The following is a 17,322-nucleotide window of genomic DNA, read 5'->3' as shown; positions in this document are numbered from 1 at the left end:
ATTATAATTCTAAACGTTGTAGTTCTCTGTTTGCTACTGCAATATCTTTTTTGATTGCATCTCGCAACTCATCCATACTCTCAAACTTTTTATTCTCTCTAATGTAAGCTATGAAACTGATCTCCGCTTTCTCTTCACAGACTACTTTGCCGTCAAGTATATGTGATTCGATCGCAAAACTTCCATCAGTACTTACACGATGCCCAATAAAACTCACAGATGGGTGAAAATGTTCCTCATCATCTATACGTGTAGTTGTCACATATACACCCTCTTTTGGGACTAAAAACTCTTTAGCTTCAAGGTTGATCGTAGCTACCAACTCTTTTGCTCCGATCCCCTGACCTGTGATCTTTTTCCCACAAATTGTATAGTTATATCCAAGAAACTCATTTGCCCCTTTGATATCTCCAATAGCGAGTTTTTGACGGATTTTATGGGAATGTACCGCATCATTATGATGTTTCACTTCCTTTACGATCACAACTTCTCCATCTTCATTCTCTTTGAGAAAAAGCTCTTTTAAGTCTTCATAAGAGTATCTTCTATCTTTTCCGAAATGAAAATCATACCCGACAACAATCTTTTGCAGTTTTGGAAAATCTTTTTTCAGCAGTTCGACAAACCCCGCTCCGTCTAGATGACGGATATCTTCTAAATTATAATAATGAAGATGTTTGTCAGTATGTCTTTGTCTAAAATGAGAAGGTGTCAGATTTGCATACCCTGTATTGATCACTACAATTACACCGTTTTGATCTAAGTGATGAAAAAGTTCCTGATGCCCAATGTGCATCCCGTCAAATCCACCTATAGCAACACTAGTGCTATTTTGTAAAATAGTAGCAGTATTCAAGATTACCCTCTTTTCCTGTTGTTTTTGAAGGCGCTTTGCTCTGCAAAGTCCAACCTTTTAATTTACATGCATCTTCAAATCTAATCATACCATTTTCTATAGCTTTTTGATCAAGCACAACACCGTTTTTATCACGTTTTGCTTCACGTCCAACCTCAAACTGCGGCTTAAAAAGTAAAATAATATCTTTTGATGCAAGTCTGTCGATATCATCTAAAATGTAAAGCAGTGAGATAAAGGCCACATCACTAACAATCAACTCGAACGGCGATGCACTTTCAAACTTTCTAATATCACAGTTTTCATAAACATGCACTCTTTCATCACTACACAGCGAGTGATGAAGCTGATCAGAACCTACATCTACACAAGTTACTTCCTTCGCTCCCGCTTCAAGAAGTACCTGTGTAAATCCTCCTGTAGATGAGCCGATATCCAGTGCTACTTTGCCACTTGGTTCATAATGAATTTCATCAATAAAATCTTTGAGCTTATGTGCAGCACGAGAAACATATGCTTTATGCTCTTTTACAATCACATTCATTGAATCCTCAACTTTAAAAGCGGGCTTTTTTATCTCTTTGTCATCAACTAAAACCAGTCCCTCTTTTATGATCGACTGTGCTTTATTACGGGTTTCTGCAAGTCCCTGTTCAACTAAATAACTATCTAGTCTCAAACCATTTCTCTCATCTCATCTTCAGTAAGAGTAGCAACTCCAAGGCTTACAGCTTTATCATATTTACTTCCTGCATCTTCGCCGTAGATCACAAAGTCGGTCTTTTTACTTACCGAGCCTGAAACTTTAGCACCGAGATTTTCAAGCATCTCTTTAATCGCTCCGCGAGACTCACTCATAGTTCCAGTCAGTACTACAGTTTTTGCTTTAAAAGGATTCTCATGAGCTTCTTCTCTAAGTTCAGGCTCAAGTGGCTCGATCACCTCCAACAACTCTTTAATAGTCTCTTCGTTTACACGCAAGAACTCTAAAAAGCTCTCAGCCATCTCTTCACCGATTCCATCAATCTCTAAAAGATCTTCTTTATGAATCTCTAAAAATTTAAGCCCGAACTTTGCCGCGATCATTTTTGAAGCCACTTCACCGATATGCTCAATTCCCAGAGAATTAATGAAACGCCACAACTCGCTTCCTTTTGCATTTGCGATCGCATCTAAAAGATTTTGTGCTTTTTTCTCTTTAAACCCTTCAAGCTCTAAGAGTTGCTCTTTTGTCAGACTAAAAAGATCAAGTACAGACTTTACTAAATGTTCATTAAAGAGCTGTTCTACTATCTTGTTTCCAAGCCCGTCGATATTTAAACAAGGTTTTGAAGCAAAATAGATGATCGAGTTCACAACCCTTGCATTACACTCGAGATTTTGACATTTAATAAGTACATCCTCTTGTAAGAGTTCACTACCACACACCGGACACTCCGTCGGACGATGTACCTCTACTTCATTTCCCGTTCTCTCGTGCTCTAAAACTTTAATAATTTTAGGAATTACATCCCCGCTTCGAAGAATAATAACCTTATCCCCTAAGCGGATATCTTTACGTGTGATCTCATCAAAATTATGAAGCGTTGCACGCTCTACAACTACCCCCTCTATATCTGTAGGCTCAACAACTGCAACCGGTGTTACCGCTCCTGTACGTCCGACTTGAAGTAAAATATCTTTGACCGTAGTGATTTTCTCAACTGCAGGGAATTTATATGCTACCGCCCAGCGTGGTACTTTTACAGTATAGCCCATATCGATCTGTGAAGAGATCTCATCAACTTTTATCACCATACCGTCAAGCATCATGGAGTAGCTGTCTCTATTTGCAACCATCTCTTTGTATATCTCTTGGATATCATCTTTGTTTTTGCAAACTGCACTTACAGGCGGTTTTCTAAATCCTAAAGAGTAGATATATTCCATCTTGTCATGAAGCAGTTTTTCGGGAAGTTCATTCTCCCCTAATCCATACGGTAAAAACACAAGATTTCTAGCAGCAGTAATACTAGGATCTAATTGACGCAGACTTCCCGCTGCAGCATTTCTAGGGTTTGCAAAAAGCGCTTCACCCTTTTTCAGACGCTCTTCGTTGATCTTCTCAAACTCATCTTTAAAGATAACAACCTCACCGCGGATCTCAATAAGCCCTTTATGCTCGATTGTTAAAGGGATCGAGCGGATTGTTTTTACGTTTTGGGTAATGAGTTCACCCTCTACACCGTCACCTCTTGTAATCCCTTTGATTAGTTCACCGTTTTCATAAACAAGATCAAGTGAAGCCCCGTCATATTTCGGCTCACAATAAAAGCTGATTCTGCTGTCAAGCTTATATGTCTTAGTCAGCCATTTGTCCAAATCGTCTTCATTAAAAATATCTTCCAAAGACCACATACGAGATATATGTTTCTCTTTTGTAAAACCGTCACTTACGATATCACCAACCCTTTGTGTAGGGGAATCTTTTAAAACTTCCTCTTTATGATTCTCTTCATACTCTAAAACTTCATGGTAAAGCTTATCGTACCCCTCATCCGTCATTATAGGATCGTCTAAAACATAGTAATGGTATGCCCACTTGTTTAATAATTTTACTGCTTCTATATATTCTTGATTATTCATGATGATATTTTATCAAAAGAAGCTAAACTTTTGTATGTAACCAGGTACGTCTGGAGTAGATATACCAAAAGATAATCCCTTTGATCAAAGTCTCAATATTCATAATGATAAAAATAGCTACAATTCCGTAACCCATCTCGTACGCTATGTATGAAGGCACTACTCGTAAAAACCAAAGCGATGCAACATTTACCCGCATTGTTATTTTTGTAGCCCCGGCTCCCCTTAGTGCAGATGAATAAACAAACATCAATGCCAATGGAATTTGTGCAAGTCCCACTAAAATAAGGTACTGAGATGCTACTACGATCGTAAGCATATCTTTGGTAAAAAACGAGACTAAATATTCAGGAAAAAGGATCATAATTATCCCGACACTTCCCATAAAACCATAAGCTATACGGCCTGAGATAATCCCCATATTGTAAGCTTTATCAAAATCTCTTGCCCCGATATTTTGACCCACAAGAGCCATAGCCGCGATCGCAAAACCAAATCCTGGCATAAATGCGATCCCCTCAATTCTAAGACCTACTTGATACCCTGCCAGCTCTGCTGTACCGTATGCCGTAATGATTGAGACAAAGATCAAAAAACTTGCACTTGAGATCCCTCGATCTAAAAAAGCGGAATATCCCACTTTAATGGCTCTCACTACATCTACTTTTCTAACAATAGGGAGAAAATCGAGTTTGGCATTGAGTTTTTTGATAAGTATATAGTAAGCTATAACATTGAACAGATAAGCGATAACTGTCGCTATTGCAGCCCCTTTTACACCCAATTCCGGTGCACCGAAATGCCCGAAGATCAGTACATAGTTTAAAAAAGCGTTGAGTGCTGCTGAGAGCAGTTTAATATAGAGTGAACTTTTCGTATCTCCAGCAGCAGAGAGTGCATTGTAAAGAAGGTTATCTATAAAGATTAAAATGATCCCTAAAGAGAGGATGCTGAAATACTCTTCACCCGCTTGAATAACATCAGGAGTTGATCCCATCGCACTATAAAAAGTCGCACTGCCAAAATAGCCGATAATCGTTACAAAAAAACCGAGTATAGTTGCAAAAATAACAAGCCCATAGAGTAAAGAAGAGGCTCTGTTTTTTCTACCGCTTCCTATAAAACGAGATATTAGAGCATTTCCACCCACTACGTAAAGCGTTATGATCGCATTGATAAGCATCATAAACTGCATACTAATACCAACAGCTGCAAGAGCAGCTGTACTCACCGCCCCAACCATTAACATATCGATGAGAACCTGCAGTATATCTACTAAATGTTTCAGTGCTGCCGGAATGGCAAGGGAGAATACTTTTTTAGTATCTTGTGAAATCAGTTGTATAATTTTGCTACCTCTTGCATCTCTTGCATCAATTCATCTTTTGTCTCGAAAGTTAAAACAACTCTATTTTTCTCTTCATCACCTATTTGTGTAGAATCAAATACAAGTACATAATGGAGTGTTTTTACTTTATCACCGTAAAGCTCGATCCACTCCAAACTCATCTCGGCAACTTCCCCTTGCATATCTACAACTACAGCGGGGTAAAGTCTTACCAAGTTTGTTAAATCTATATCCCCTACACTCGATTTATATATCAATCCTCTTCCTTCTCTAATGTTTTTCTTAGTACTCCGATTTTCATTTTGTAAAATGCTAGAAGCCCGAAGACAACTCCTATTGTTATAGAGATAATTCCCCAAAAATCATCTCTCTCATAGGCCATAACAACCCAGCACAAGTCAGCAAATAAGTAGACAATAACAGCTTGGAATATTTTTCCTTTAAAGGTTAGAAATGCACCGATATTAAGAAAAATTCCACCTAATACTGCAAAACTCATATATTTATCTCTTTTATCTTCTTTGTTTTAATAACATAGGCATAATAAAAAGCCCCAACGATAAATCCAAGTCCCATAATGTTTGCTATATTTTCAAGCGATATATCTGCCGTTGCCAAATACCCGATCATATACGAAGTAAATGCCGCAGAGCTTAAAAAAAGCATATCGTTATATGCAACTATTCTACCATAATATTTTTCTTCAATATTTTTTTGCAGAAGCGTATAGCTGTATGACCAAAGTGTCGTTGTAAAAAAGCCTACGATCACACTTGCAACCAAGCTTAGATAAAAATACTCCATCACATACGACCATAAGAGCACGGCCAATGCTTGTGCTATAAAGATATATATCAGTCGTTTGTTGTTTACAAACTTTCCAAGAACTACAGGTCCTACCACCAAGCCGACTGCACGGGCTGAGTGAAGCAGTCCCAAAGCCAAAGAGGTTGCAATAATCCCTGCATAATATTTATCTACCATAAGTGCTACAAGCGCATCAAAAGCAGTAAGCCCTACAAAAGCATGTACAACCATAAGATGAAAAGCTTTCGGTGTGCGTTTGAGATATCTGAAAGTATCCCGCATCATCTCTGAGAGTTTCTCTTTTTGCGTAAGTAGATCAACTTCAATTTTCAAAGTACTCAACAAATAAAAGGCAACAACAAAGAAAAGTGCATCGAGTATAAACGCGATTTTAATCCCTAAAAGATAAACTACAAATCCACTTATAGCCATTCCTAAAGTATAAGATAACGACCAGATAATAGAGTGTAGTTCATTCGCTTTTTGTAAAACTTTTGCATCAAGAATTTTAGGGAGTAGTGACATCTCAGTCGTAAAGTAAAATGATGCAGCTGCCATCTTTACAAAGATAAGTACATATAACAATAACAAATGATTGTGGGTCGTTACCATTACTAAAAATGCAGTAGCTATTATCTCTAAAGCTATCAGTGAAAGCATCAGTTTTTTCGGTTTAACCATATCTATGATTGCACCCGAAAACGGAGCTTGAACAACACCCGCTAAAAAATGGAGCATTGCCACAAAAGATACAACTTCGGCAGAAACTTCCATTTTAAGTAAAAGTGTGTAGATAGCGACATTGCTAAACCATGCACCGAAATAGGAAATTAGCTGAATAAAGGAGAGTCTTCGTAAGATTTTTTCCTGTTTTAAAAGTTGTATATAACTGTTCATAAATGGAAGGTTATCATATAAATTGTAAATTTTTTGTTTTTTTTCTAAACATTTTTTTTCTATAGTCGATCTAGTTGCTACTATATTAATTGTGAATACAAAAGGAGTAAGGCATGGACGGCATAGCAAATGTTGCTAAACAGCAACAGACTCAGATGGGTGCACAAGAGCTTCAAGGACGAAGCATAGAGCAAAATCAATCGACACAATTACAACAACAAGATATTGTCAAAGAGGTGCAACAAGACACTGTTGATTCAGCAAAAAAACTCAACTCAAAAGAGGATGTTGAAAAACTTGTAAAACAGCTGAATGAGGCGTTAGCACCTATTAGTACAAATATCAAATTTGGAGTTGATTCCCAAGATATATTTTATGTTTCAGTTATAGAAGCAAAAAGCAATAGAATGATACGAAGATTTCCGGCTGAAGACGCACAAATTGTTTTACCGAAAATGCAAGAAGTAAATGGGATTTTATTCGATTCAAAAGGATAAAATTCCGCCTTCTTTCTACCTGTTTCATTGAACCTTTCTATCTATTTTTCTACTATAAGCAAATTCTCACTTACAATTAGATACAATCTGCACTATTATTTTATCACCAAAAGGTTTTTTACATGAAAAAAAGTGTGAACAAAGTTGTTTTAGCTTACTCTGGTGGGCTTGATACGAGTATTATTTTAAAATGGCTTCAAGACGAATATAATGCAGAAGTTATTACTTTTACTGCTGATCTTGGGCAGGGTGAAGAGGTTGAACCTGCACGTGAAAAAGCACTTAAAATGGGTATTAAACCAGAGAATATTTTCATTCTGGATATTAGAGAAGAGTTTGTAAAAGATTTCGTTTTCCCAATGTTTAGAGCAAATACTATTTATGAAGGTGAGTACCTTTTAGGAACTTCTATCGCAAGACCGTTAATTTCTAAAAAACAGATTGAAATTGCAGAGAAAATGGGTGCAGATGCAGTAAGTCACGGTGCTACAGGTAAAGGAAACGATCAAGTACGTTTTGAACTTGGTTATTTAGGATTAAATCCTGATATTACAGTAATTGCTCCATGGAGAGAGTGGGACCTAAACTCTCGTGAAAAACTTTTAGCATACGCAAAAGAGCATGGTATTGAGATCGCACAAAAACATATGGATGAAAATGGAAACCCGCAAGTAAGCCCATATTCAATGGATGCTAACTTACTTCACATCTCTTACGAAGGTCTTCACCTAGAAGATCCAAATGCAGAGCCGGAAGATTCTATGTGGTTATGGACTGCGTCTCCGGAAGAGGCTCCAGATGAAGCTGAGTATATTACAATCTCTTACAAGAACGGTGATCCTATCGCAATCAACGGTGAAGAGATGTCTCCTGCAACACTTCTAAAAACACTAAACGATTACGGTAACAAGCACGGTATCGGTCGTATCGATATTGTTGAGAACAGATATGTTGGTATGAAAGCTCGCGGATGTTATGAAACTCCGGGTGGAACTATTATGTTAAAAGCTCACCGTGCTATCGAATCTATTACTGTGGATCGTGAAGCAGCTCACCTAAAAGATGAGATCATGCCTAAATATGCAAAACTTATCTATAACGGTATGTGGTTCTCTCCAGAGCGTGAAGCACTACAAGCACTAATTGACAATACACAAAAACATGTTGAAGGTGACGTAAGATTAAAACTTTACAAAGGGAATGTAATTGTTGTTGGTAGAACATCACCAAAAACACTATTCTCTGAAGCACACTCAACTTTTGAAGCTGATGATGTATATAACCAAAAAGATGCAGAAGGTTTCATTAGACTAAATGCACTTCGTTTTATCATCGAAGGTAAAGCAAGAAGAAATAAATAAAACAACTTACGGAAAGGAATAAACATGAGTATAGTTAGAATCGATATGAATTCTCCGGAATTTATCGCAGAGATGGAAAAAACAATCAAATTTACAGATAAAGTTAATGCTCAATTTGGTTGGGTTTATAACCCTCAAGAAGAAGTAAATGAAGGTGTGCAAATGGGTCTTGCACGTAATAAAATGATGTACGGAAAAAGATTCTGTCCATGTTTTATGGTTGAAGAAGTTGACGGAAAAGCAAGAAGTGTAGATGATCGTATCTGTCCTTGTAAACCGGCAATTGAAAAAGAGATCCCTGAAGATGGAAAATGTCACTGTGGAATTTTCTGTACACCTGAATTTGCAGCTCAACAAAGAATCGAACTGGGAATGGAGGAAGCTGCTCACACTCACTCGAGAGGCCTAACGGCTGAAGAATGTGAAGCACTGGTTAATAAAAGTGAATTAGATGGTGATGAACTAGTTGCACTTTTAGAAGCTCGTGATCTTGGTATGGTTAATTTTAAAATTGTTGACGTACGTGAACATATGGAATGGCAAATGGGTCACATCAAAGGTGCTGACAAATTAGTTCCAACAAGTAGCTTTTTCCAAACTTTAGATGAAGCAAAACTTGATAAAAATGAAAACATCATCCTTTACTGCCATGTTGGTAGCCGTTCAGCTCACGTTGCTAGAATTTTAACAGACATGGGATATACAAAAATAGGAAACTTAACACACGGTATCGTTTCATACCCTGGTGACATAGAAAGATAATCGGATGAAAGTATTACTTATCAAAGATGTAAAAAGCTTAGGAAAAGCGGGTGAAGTAAAAGAAGTAAAAGACGGTTACGGTAAAAACTTTCTTGTAGGGAAAGGGTTTGCAAAACCGGCTACACCTGAGATCTTAGCTGAACATGAAGCTGAACAAAAAAGATTAGCTGCTGAAGAAGCTGCAGAGATCGCACGTCTTAAAGAGATGGCTGTAAAACTTGATAAAGCAGAGATCATCATAACAAAGAAAATGGGTGAAAACGGTCACCTTTTTGGAGCCGTTACAAAAGATGAGATTGCTGATGCACTTCTTAAACAGCACTCTATCGAAATTGACAAAAAACACATTACAGACAAAACTGCGATCAAGAGTGTTGGTGAGCACTCACTTGATCTAAAGCTTGGTCACGGTATCCATGCTACATTACATGTAGATGTTCAAGGGGAATAACTAAACAATGTTTGATGCTACAACAATACTTGCCTATAAAGGAAAAGATAAAGCTGTTATCGGTGGTGACGGTCAAGTAACTTTTGGCGACAGTGTATTAAAAGGGAATGCGACAAAAATTCGTACACTCCATCATGGTAAAATTCTTGCCGGTTTTGCCGGAAGTACTGCTGATGCCTTTAACCTTTTTGATATGTTTGAAGAGTTTTTAGAGAATAAAAAAGGTGATATTTTAAAATCTGTTATTGAGTTCTCTAAAGCTTGGAGAAAAGACAAAGTTCTACGTCGTTTAGAAGCGATGATGATCGTTTTAAATACTGAACATATCTTCATTTTAACAGGAAACGGTGATGTTGTTGAACCTGAAGACGGTGAGATCGCTTCTATTGGAAGCGGTGGCAACTATGCCATCTCAGCTGCTCGTGCACTTAAAAAACATTCAGATCTTGATGAAGAGGAACTAGTAAAAGAATCTTTATCAATTGCTGCTGATCTATGTATCTATACAAACCACAATATTAAAACACTCATTCTAGAGGATAATAAATAATGGATATGACTCCTAAACAGATAGTCGAATATCTTGACAACTATGTTATTGGTCAAAAAAACGCGAAAAAAACTATTGCTTTAGCACTTCGTACAAGATACAGAAGAATGCAACTTGATGGTGAAATGCGTCAAGAGATTAAACCGAAAAATATTCTGATGATCGGTTCAACCGGTGTTGGGAAAACTGAAATTTCCCGCAGACTTGCAAAAATGATGAAAGTTCCTTTTATCAAAGTAGAAGCTTCAAAATACACTGAAGTAGGATTTGTCGGTCGTGACGTTGAATCTATGATCAGAGATCTGGTAGTAAATTCAATCAGTATTGTTAAAGCAGAACAAGAATCAGAGAATAAAGAAAAAATTGAAAACTATGTCCTTAACCGCATAGTTGAAAAACTCTTACCACCACTTCCAGAGGGTGCAAGTGAATCAAAAAAAGATGATTACCAAAGACTTTTAGAAGCTATGGAAAAAAGAGTTGAATCAGGTGAGATGGATGATAAAACAATAGAAATCGAACTTGACACTGCCTCACTTCAAGTAGAGTTTGCAGATACAAATCTACCACCGGAAATGATTAAAGCACAAGAATCGATTACTAAACTTTTTACATCGATCAATAAAGAGGAAAAGAAGAAAGAGCTCAAAGTAAAAGATGCAAAAATTTTACTTCGTCAGGAAGCTTCTTCAAAACTTTTAGATATGAATGCAGTTAATGCTGAAGCTCTTCGCCGTGCCGAAAACGGTGGAATTATTTTCTTAGACGAGATCGATAAAATTGCTCTTAATGAAAAGTCGCAAGGAAGAAACGATCCTTCTAAAGAGGGTGTGCAACGTGATCTGCTTCCAATCGTAGAGGGCAGCAGCGTTTCAACAAAATACGGGACTATTAATACTGACCATATTCTTTTTATTGCTGCAGGTGCTTTTCATGTAAGTAAACCGAGTGATCTTATCCCTGAACTTCAAGGACGTTTTCCTTTAAGAGTTGAATTAGAGAGTTTAGATGAAGATACACTTTATCAAATACTGACACAGACACAAAACTCACTTCTTAAACAATACCAGGCACTTCTCGGTGTAGAAGATATGGAACTGATTTTTGAAGATGAAGCTATTAAAGCAATTGCAAAACTTTCACACCGTGCTAATGAAACTGCAGAGGATATCGGAGCAAGACGTCTTCACACTGTTTTAGAGAGAATTCTCGAAGATATCAGTTTTGAAGCAGATCAATACGCAGGAAAAGAGTTTAGAGTAACTAGTGACCTAGTGCATGAAAAACTTGACATCGTTGTAGAAGACGATGATCTTTCTCGATATATTCTTTAAAGGAAACAGATGACAAAAGCGGGCTTTGTTTCACTCATCGGTAGACCGAATGCGGGTAAAAGTACCTTAATGAATTCACTTTTAGGTGAAAAAATAGCGATGGTAAGTCAAAAAGCCAACGCTACAAGAAAGCGTTCCAATGCTATAGTTATGCATGGTGATACGCAAATAATCTTTATTGACACACCCGGTTTACACGAAAAAGAGAAGATCTTAAATCAGTATATGCTGGATGAAGCATTAAAAGCGATGGGAGATTGTGATCTAATAGTGTATCTTGCACCTGTAACAGATTCGTTAGAACATTATGAAAAATTCTTAACACTCAACAAAAAAAACATTAAACATATTGTAGCTCTGAGTAAAATAGATCAAGTATCACAAGAGAAACTTTTTAAAAAGATTGCTCAGTACAATCAATTTGCAGATAAATTTGAAGCTCTCATCCCTGTTGCTATTCCTCGTCAGGTTGGTCATAAAGATCTACTAGATACAATTAGTAAAAACTTGCCGGAATCACCTTTCTTATTTGACCCGGAAGATCTTACAAGTGAACTTGTTCGTGATATCTATGCCGGTTTTATCCGTGAAGCTATTTTTGAGAATATCAGTGACGAAGTCCCTTATGAATCAGATGTAATTATAGACAAGATCTATGAAAATGAGGGTATCGATAAAATCTATGCAACAATCATCTTAGAGAAAAATTCTCAAAAAGGGATTATTATAGGTAAAGGTGGAGAGGCTATCAAGCGTATCGGTAAAGCAGCACGTGCAAAGATCGAAAAACTGAGCGGTCAACAAGCCTATTTAAACCTTCAAGTTGTAGTGAAAAAGGGATGGTCTAAAAATAAAAACTTTTTAAAAGAAATAGGATATGACGATGAAAAATAGATCTTTTTTTAGTGCTATTGTACTATTAATACTTTCTATTAATACCTTTGCATCTGATACTGACATTGTAACTAACTATAGAATTCATGGTATACAAGATATACAAAAAAGACTTGATGAAAAACTTGCTACAACACAATACTGGAAAGAGTATTTAGAAAATAAAGATACAAAATTCGGTTATTTAGAATCATACTGCAATGTACTCACTTGTAATAAAAAGAATTCAAAACTTTATATCTATATGAAAGATAAAAATTCCTCTACATATAAACTACAAAAAGAGTATGGTGCTTTTACAGGAAAAGCAAAAGGTGATAAAGTTAAAGAGGGAGATTTAAGAACTCCTGTTGGGATCTATAGATTAACAAAAAAAATAGATAAAGTTGATCCTTTTTATGGTCCATTGGCATTTGTAACATCATACCCAAATACATATGATAAGTATCGTAACAAGACAGGTCAAGGGATATGGATCCACGGGCTACCTATTGATCAGGAACGTGATGAGTTTACAAAAGGTTGTATAGCAATAAACAACCAAAATATTGAATGTTTAGATAAACATATAGATATAAAAAAAACAATACTACTTATTGATGAGTCTGATGTAAAAACAGATATACAAAAAAAGAACTTATCAATCATACTTTCTCAACTCTATGCATGGAGACTGGCATGGATATATAATGATTTAGAAAACTATCTAAATTTTTATGATCCTAGTTTTAAACGTTTTGATGGAATGGATAAAGAAAGATTTACAAAGTACAAAACTAGAATATTTAATAAACAAGAGGATAAAACAATTATTTTTACAAATTTAAATGTTATCCCTTATCCAGATACACAAAATGTTTACCAGATAACTTTTAAAGAAGATTACAAATCAAGCTCTTTCTCTTTTACTGGAGATAAGACACTAATTATAAAACTACAAGATCAAAAAATATCTATTATTACAGAGAGATAGATGAAACAGCTTTTTATCATCTATCTTTTGAGCTTTTCTTTTCTCTTTGGCTCAAATATACAACTTATAAAACAAGAGAATCCCGACTCAAATGCGACACTCTTAGTAATTGGCGGTATTCACGGGAATGAACCCGGTGGCTACTTCGCAGCTTCTTTGCTTGCTACACACTATAAAATAACTTCCCAAAATTTATGGATTGTACCAAACCTCAATCAAGAAAGTATTATCAATAACTCACGCGGTATTAATGGAGATATGAATAGAAAATTCTCATATATTCGTCCACATGATAAAGATACAGAGATAGTTAAAGAGATCAAAAAAATAATCTTGTCGCAAAATGTTTCTCTAGTACTAAACTTACACGATGGCCATGGGTTTTATAGAAAAGAGGATAAAGGAAGTATTTTTAATCCTAATGCATGGGGACAGACGTGTGTTATAGATCAATGTCAACTTAAACAAAATCAGCCTTTTGGTAATCTTAACGAGATAGCTATGCAGGTTAAAAACAACGTCAACCGAAAGTTACTAGCAAAGCATCATCGGTTTGATGTTAAAAATACAAAAACAAAATATGAAGATGAAGCTATGCAGCTTTCCCTTACCTACTTTGCAGTAACACATAACAAACCCGCATTTGCTATTGAAACAAGTAAAAACTTATCTTCTCTAGCACAAAAAGTATTTTATCAGCTCCTAGCAATTGAAGAATATATGAAAATAATGGGCATAACCTATCAAAGAAACTTTGAACTCACTATAGAGAATATAGAAAAAATCATTCAAAACTATGGTGTTTTAGCAATAAATAACAACTTTTTGTTAGATTTAAATAATATAAAAAAAATTTTAAGGTTTATTCCGATAAAATCAAGGAGTAACGATTTTAGTTTTTCCCATCCATTGGGAAAGATTAAAAGCTCAAAAGGGGTTTATCAAGTTTATATAGGTAACAAACTTATCACTAAACTTAAACCACAGTACTTTAAGGTTTGCCAAGAGAGTCCAGAAGGTTTTGAGGTTATAATAGATGGAAAGTCATCTTTTATTAAAAAAACTTCAAAATTTTTTGTATCTGACGATTTTAAGGTTGTAAAGATTAAAGGATATCGTGTAAATGTTATTGGTTACTCATCTAAACACAAAAAAGATGAAACTGATATCGTTATTACTAAAAAAGATATGAATAAGCTTTATTCTATCGATAAAAGTAATAATATTTACAGGATAGAATTTTATAAAAAAGATGAATTTTGTGCCATGATACTGGCACAATTTAGATAGGATTATAGTTTATGAGCACATCAGAACAACACACTTTCTCAAGTGTATTATCAGTTAATCCATATAAGGAAACTTACTTTAAAGGAGTTTCTAGTTTTCTAAGTGAAGAGAAAGCACCAGAATACTCGAAAGAGCAGTTGGTAATCTCTTACTTAAATACAAAAGAGTTCATCAATGCGCAAATTGAAATTAGTAAAAATATACCTGATGAAGATTTATATGATGCATTAAGCAACAAAGCGTATGATGAGTTAGCGCTTGATCAAGCTGTTGAGTATAAAATTCAGTATGTTGAGTCTTTTAGCAGTTTAGATGAGGAAAATCGTCACTTTCATGTTTTCATTGTTGATCCGCTAGATATAACAAACACATTTGCACCTGTTGTTGAGAGTGTTAAGTATATTGATGTAATTATTCCTGTTCCACTACTTATAAAATCTTTATATGTTAAAGAGATTGTTAACAATACAGGTGTCCATGGTTACATTTATTTTCAAGAAAATGATGCATTCTTAACAATATACTCAGAAAAAGAGTTTATATATACAAAATCTATAAAGTATTCATTTGTAGATATGCATGAAAGATTCTGTGAGCTCTATGGAGAGAGAATCGATTATGATGAATTCCTAAAGTTCTTTACACAGACAAATCTTAAAGAGTCAGAGAGTGAATATAAAACTTATATTATTAAACTCTATAAAGAGCTTTTTGCAAATATCAATGATATATTAACATATACAAAAAGAGCTTTCGAAATTGACAAAATTGATCATATCTATATAGGTTCTCAAATCCAAACAGTTACACAACTTGATGAGATGATAGAAGCTGAACTGAATATCCAGTCAAGTCAATTTAACTTTGATTACGGTTTTGAAAACAATGATACATATGTAGATCAACTTCATGCATTAATGCATCTATATTCAAACCTTTCACAAGAAGATAGATACAAATGTAACTTTACAGAGTATAAACGCCCTCCTCGTTTTATCCAAAGAGATAGTGGTAGACTGATCACAGTTATTGCTGCTTCTTTAGCACTAGCTTTTGCATATCCAATTACTTATTGGGTTTTAACATATGCTCAAAGTTTACAAAAAGATCTTTTACAGCAAAAGTACAATGAACTGCATAACACAAGAGTTACAAGAGAAGCAACTATTAAGAATAGACTAGCTGATAAAGAGAAATCTCTGCAACTATTAACAAAAGAGGAAACTGAATATAATGAGAAAAAGAATACCTTAATTAAGATACATGAAGTAAAAGTTGATTATCCAATGAAAGCTAAACTTTTAGCTACTTTTACAAAGGAGATGTCTAAGTTTTATGTTAAAGCAACTAAAACTTATTATCATGAAAAGGATTCTAAACAAATATTGACTATTGATTTGGCTGCAAAAACAGATAGACGTATCACTAGACTAGTTGAACATTTGACAAAAGTCTATGAGGGTAAATATACATTTGAATTAGAGGAAATTTTATTAAATACTGATTCTAAAATGTATCTTAGTGAACTAAAGGTGAAACTGCCATGAAGATAAATATTGAAGATTACTTACATAAAATAGACACTGCTTTTAAAGATAAGCCAAAAAGAGACATACAGATGATCTACGTAATGTTAGTTGTTGGTATTTTTGCTTTTTCTTATCTTTTATTTTGGGATAGTTCTTTTAAAGGCTTTGAGAAAACAAGAGCTAAGGTTGTGAGTTTAGAAAAGAAGATTAATACGGATGAAATGTATTTACAAAGAAATCCTGAATCGATTATTGTTAACCTTAATAATGAAATTAAAAGAATTGATCAAAAAACAGCACTTACAAAAGAGAGTAATAACTATATTAAAAGTAAAATTGAGACTATCTCTTTTTTAATATATGATGAACAACGTTGGGGTGAATATCTGGACTCTATTACAACTAATGCACAAAAGTACAATATGAAACTTAGTGAATTCACTAATAAGTACGCAAAAACAGGAAAGTCTTTTGGTCATGTATTAGATATATCTGTAAAAGGGACAGGAAGTTATACTAATAGCTTAAAGTTTATTAATGCACTGGAACAGAGTGAATTAGTAGTTGATTTACATGACTTTAGTATAACAGCCGAAGATAGAAAGCTCTATTCAGATTTAAATCTATCAGTTTGGGGGATTGCATACTAATGAAAAAGTCAATAATTACAGTCATCTCATTGTTTGTATCAACTGGACTTGCAGCAGATAATGTAATGATGAATACAAGTGAACTATCATGGGTAGATGAGCAAGTTGAAGCGATTAAACCTGCCCGTGTTGGAGCTAGAAATTCTTATCTTGGTTCGATGACAAATCCATTTGTTTTTTTAAAAAAAGGGAAAAAAGGGAAAACAATCAGTAGATCACGTTCATATAGAACTCCTACAAGAACCTCTACTCGAACAAGTTCTGAGATTTCAGCAAAAAGTTCTAAGGGGAAACTAGCCTTAGAAGCCATTATTAATAAATCTGCTTTAATTGGTGGTAAATGGTATAAAGAGGGACAGAGTGTTGGTGGTTATAAAATAGAAAGAGTGAACGATAAAGTAGTATTCTTGAAACAAGGTAAAAAGAGTATTGTGTTATCAACAAAAAGTAAACATAAAAGTTTAAAATTTAATAATAATTAGGGATTGGACATGAAAC

19 protein-coding genes are annotated in these 17,322 nt (G+C 35.0%); 12 read left to right on the top strand and 7 right to left on the bottom strand.

What is annotated here, in order from left to right:
- Position 1: 1 nt before the first annotated feature.
- Genes FJR03_RS03955 through FJR03_RS03925 form a run of 7 tightly spaced genes read right to left on the bottom strand, consistent with a single transcriptional unit; the run spans position 2 to position 6,533 of the window.
- On the bottom strand, positions 2 to 856 hold the full coding sequence (locus FJR03_RS03955; protein ID WP_226962176.1) for a bifunctional riboflavin kinase/FAD synthetase: 855 nt from the start codon (positions 854 to 856) through the stop codon (positions 2 to 4).
- A complete protein-coding gene (gene tlyA, locus FJR03_RS03950) occupies positions 828 to 1,535 on the bottom strand; it encodes a 23S rRNA (cytidine-2'-O)-methyltransferase TlyA (protein ID WP_193114356.1) in 708 nt (235 codons plus the stop codon). Before tlyA ends, FJR03_RS03955 begins: the two co-directional genes overlap by 29 nt.
- Positions 1,532 to 3,481 carry an NAD-dependent DNA ligase LigA gene (gene ligA, locus FJR03_RS03945; protein ID WP_193114355.1) on the bottom strand — a complete coding sequence of 650 codons (1,950 nt, stop codon included), beginning with the start codon at positions 3,479 to 3,481 and terminating at the stop codon, positions 1,532 to 1,534. Before ligA ends, tlyA begins: the two co-directional genes overlap by 4 nt.
- A 22-nt stretch (positions 3,482 to 3,503) precedes the next feature.
- Positions 3,504 to 4,769: an MATE family efflux transporter gene (locus FJR03_RS03940; protein ID WP_255524261.1), complete on the bottom strand. Its 1,266-nt coding sequence runs from the start codon at positions 4,767 to 4,769 to the stop codon at positions 3,504 to 3,506.
- 47 nt (positions 4,770 to 4,816) lie between these two features.
- The gene (locus FJR03_RS03935) at positions 4,817 to 5,086 is read right to left on the bottom strand and encodes a hypothetical protein (RefSeq protein ID WP_193114354.1); all 270 of its coding nucleotides are present in this window, start codon (positions 5,084 to 5,086) and stop codon (positions 4,817 to 4,819) included.
- Complete coding sequence (locus FJR03_RS03930; RefSeq protein WP_193114353.1) at positions 5,083 to 5,328, bottom strand: hypothetical protein; 246 nt, start codon at positions 5,326 to 5,328, stop codon at positions 5,083 to 5,085. Before FJR03_RS03930 ends, FJR03_RS03935 begins: the two co-directional genes overlap by 4 nt.
- Positions 5,325 to 6,533 (bottom strand): MFS transporter, encoded by a 1,209-nt coding sequence (locus tag FJR03_RS03925; protein ID WP_193114352.1) that lies wholly within the window; start codon positions 6,531 to 6,533, stop codon positions 5,325 to 5,327. The genes FJR03_RS03930 and FJR03_RS03925 overlap by 4 nt, the downstream gene beginning before the upstream one ends.
- Positions 6,534 to 6,646: 113 nt before the next feature.
- Here FJR03_RS03925 and FJR03_RS03920 point away from each other — a divergent pair, with 113 nt between their 5' ends.
- From FJR03_RS03920 to FJR03_RS03865, 12 genes are all read left to right on the top strand, one after another.
- Positions 6,647 to 7,030, top strand: a complete 384-nt coding sequence (locus tag FJR03_RS03920; protein WP_193114351.1) for a flagellar protein FlaG — start codon at positions 6,647 to 6,649, stop codon at positions 7,028 to 7,030.
- A 122-nt stretch (positions 7,031 to 7,152) separates the two neighbouring features.
- Entirely contained in the window at positions 7,153 to 8,391 is a 1,239-nt protein-coding gene (locus tag FJR03_RS03915; RefSeq protein WP_193114350.1) for an argininosuccinate synthase, read from the top strand.
- 24 nt (positions 8,392 to 8,415) lie between these two features.
- Positions 8,416 to 9,153, top strand: coding sequence for a ferredoxin-thioredoxin reductase catalytic domain-containing protein (locus FJR03_RS03910; protein WP_193114349.1), 738 nt, complete (start codon positions 8,416 to 8,418; stop codon positions 9,151 to 9,153).
- Between the two features lie 4 nt (positions 9,154 to 9,157).
- On the top strand, positions 9,158 to 9,604 hold the full coding sequence (gene rplI / locus FJR03_RS03905) for a 50S ribosomal protein L9 (RefSeq protein ID WP_193114348.1): 447 nt from the start codon (positions 9,158 to 9,160) through the stop codon (positions 9,602 to 9,604).
- Positions 9,605 to 9,611: 7 nt separating this feature from the next.
- Positions 9,612 to 10,154 (top strand): ATP-dependent protease subunit HslV, encoded by a 543-nt coding sequence (hslV, locus tag FJR03_RS03900; protein WP_193114347.1) that lies wholly within the window; start codon positions 9,612 to 9,614, stop codon positions 10,152 to 10,154.
- On the top strand, positions 10,154 to 11,488 hold the full coding sequence (gene hslU / locus FJR03_RS03895; protein ID WP_193114346.1) for an ATP-dependent protease ATPase subunit HslU: 1,335 nt from the start codon (positions 10,154 to 10,156) through the stop codon (positions 11,486 to 11,488). Before hslV ends, hslU begins: the two co-directional genes overlap by 1 nt.
- A gap of 9 nt (positions 11,489 to 11,497) precedes the next feature.
- A complete protein-coding gene (gene era, locus FJR03_RS03890; protein WP_193114345.1) occupies positions 11,498 to 12,382 on the top strand; it encodes a GTPase Era in 885 nt (294 codons plus the stop codon).
- Complete coding sequence (locus FJR03_RS03885; RefSeq protein WP_193114344.1) at positions 12,372 to 13,355, top strand: L,D-transpeptidase family protein; 984 nt, start codon at positions 12,372 to 12,374, stop codon at positions 13,353 to 13,355. The genes era and FJR03_RS03885 overlap by 11 nt, the downstream gene beginning before the upstream one ends.
- A complete protein-coding gene (locus tag FJR03_RS03880; RefSeq protein ID WP_193114343.1) occupies positions 13,356 to 14,645 on the top strand; it encodes a M99 family carboxypeptidase catalytic domain-containing protein in 1,290 nt (429 codons plus the stop codon).
- A gap of 11 nt (positions 14,646 to 14,656) precedes the next feature.
- Positions 14,657 to 16,192: a hypothetical protein gene (locus FJR03_RS03875; protein WP_193114342.1), complete on the top strand. Its 1,536-nt coding sequence runs from the start codon at positions 14,657 to 14,659 to the stop codon at positions 16,190 to 16,192.
- Positions 16,189 to 16,824 (top strand): hypothetical protein, encoded by a 636-nt coding sequence (locus tag FJR03_RS03870; protein ID WP_193114341.1) that lies wholly within the window; start codon positions 16,189 to 16,191, stop codon positions 16,822 to 16,824. Before FJR03_RS03875 ends, FJR03_RS03870 begins: the two co-directional genes overlap by 4 nt.
- Positions 16,824 to 17,306 carry a hypothetical protein gene (locus FJR03_RS03865; RefSeq protein ID WP_193114340.1) on the top strand — a complete coding sequence of 161 codons (483 nt, stop codon included), beginning with the start codon at positions 16,824 to 16,826 and terminating at the stop codon, positions 17,304 to 17,306. The genes FJR03_RS03870 and FJR03_RS03865 overlap by 1 nt, the downstream gene beginning before the upstream one ends.
- Positions 17,307 to 17,322 lie beyond the last annotated feature (16 nt).

This window comes from Sulfurimonas marina (assembly GCF_014905095.1).
Classification (GTDB): Bacteria; Campylobacterota; Campylobacteria; order Campylobacterales; family Sulfurimonadaceae; genus Sulfurimonas; species Sulfurimonas marina.
The sequence above is the reverse complement of the archived record's forward strand: the minus strand, read 5'-3'. Positions and strand labels throughout refer to the sequence as shown.

What these genes read in the sequence shown, in the direction of transcription:
- FJR03_RS03920 (WP_193114351.1), top strand. Translation starts at nt 6,647, where the DNA reads ATGGACGGCATAGCAAATGTTGCTAAACAGCAACAGACTCAGATGGGT.
- FJR03_RS03865 (WP_193114340.1), top strand. Translation starts at nt 16,824, where the DNA reads ATGAAAAAGTCAATAATTACAGTCATCTCATTGTTTGTATCAACTGGA.
- FJR03_RS03880 (WP_193114343.1), top strand. Translation starts at nt 13,356, where the DNA reads ATGAAACAGCTTTTTATCATCTATCTTTTGAGCTTTTCTTTTCTCTTT.
- era (WP_193114345.1), top strand. Translation starts at nt 11,498, where the DNA reads ATGACAAAAGCGGGCTTTGTTTCACTCATCGGTAGACCGAATGCGGGT.
- hslV (WP_193114347.1), top strand. Translation starts at nt 9,612, where the DNA reads ATGTTTGATGCTACAACAATACTTGCCTATAAAGGAAAAGATAAAGCT.
- FJR03_RS03930 (WP_193114353.1), bottom strand. Translation starts at nt 5,328, where the DNA reads ATGAGTTTTGCAGTATTAGGTGGAATTTTTCTTAATATCGGTGCATTT.
- rplI (WP_193114348.1), top strand. Translation starts at nt 9,158, where the DNA reads ATGAAAGTATTACTTATCAAAGATGTAAAAAGCTTAGGAAAAGCGGGT.
- FJR03_RS03870 (WP_193114341.1), top strand. Translation starts at nt 16,189, where the DNA reads ATGAAGATAAATATTGAAGATTACTTACATAAAATAGACACTGCTTTT.
- ligA (WP_193114355.1), bottom strand. Translation starts at nt 3,481, where the DNA reads ATGAATAATCAAGAATATATAGAAGCAGTAAAATTATTAAACAAGTGG.
- FJR03_RS03915 (WP_193114350.1), top strand. Translation starts at nt 7,153, where the DNA reads ATGAAAAAAAGTGTGAACAAAGTTGTTTTAGCTTACTCTGGTGGGCTT.
- FJR03_RS03875 (WP_193114342.1), top strand. Translation starts at nt 14,657, where the DNA reads ATGAGCACATCAGAACAACACACTTTCTCAAGTGTATTATCAGTTAAT.
- FJR03_RS03885 (WP_193114344.1), top strand. Translation starts at nt 12,372, where the DNA reads ATGAAAAATAGATCTTTTTTTAGTGCTATTGTACTATTAATACTTTCT.
- FJR03_RS03910 (WP_193114349.1), top strand. Translation starts at nt 8,416, where the DNA reads ATGAGTATAGTTAGAATCGATATGAATTCTCCGGAATTTATCGCAGAG.
- FJR03_RS03925 (WP_193114352.1), bottom strand. Translation starts at nt 6,533, where the DNA reads ATGAACAGTTATATACAACTTTTAAAACAGGAAAAAATCTTACGAAGA.
- hslU (WP_193114346.1), top strand. Translation starts at nt 10,154, where the DNA reads ATGGATATGACTCCTAAACAGATAGTCGAATATCTTGACAACTATGTT.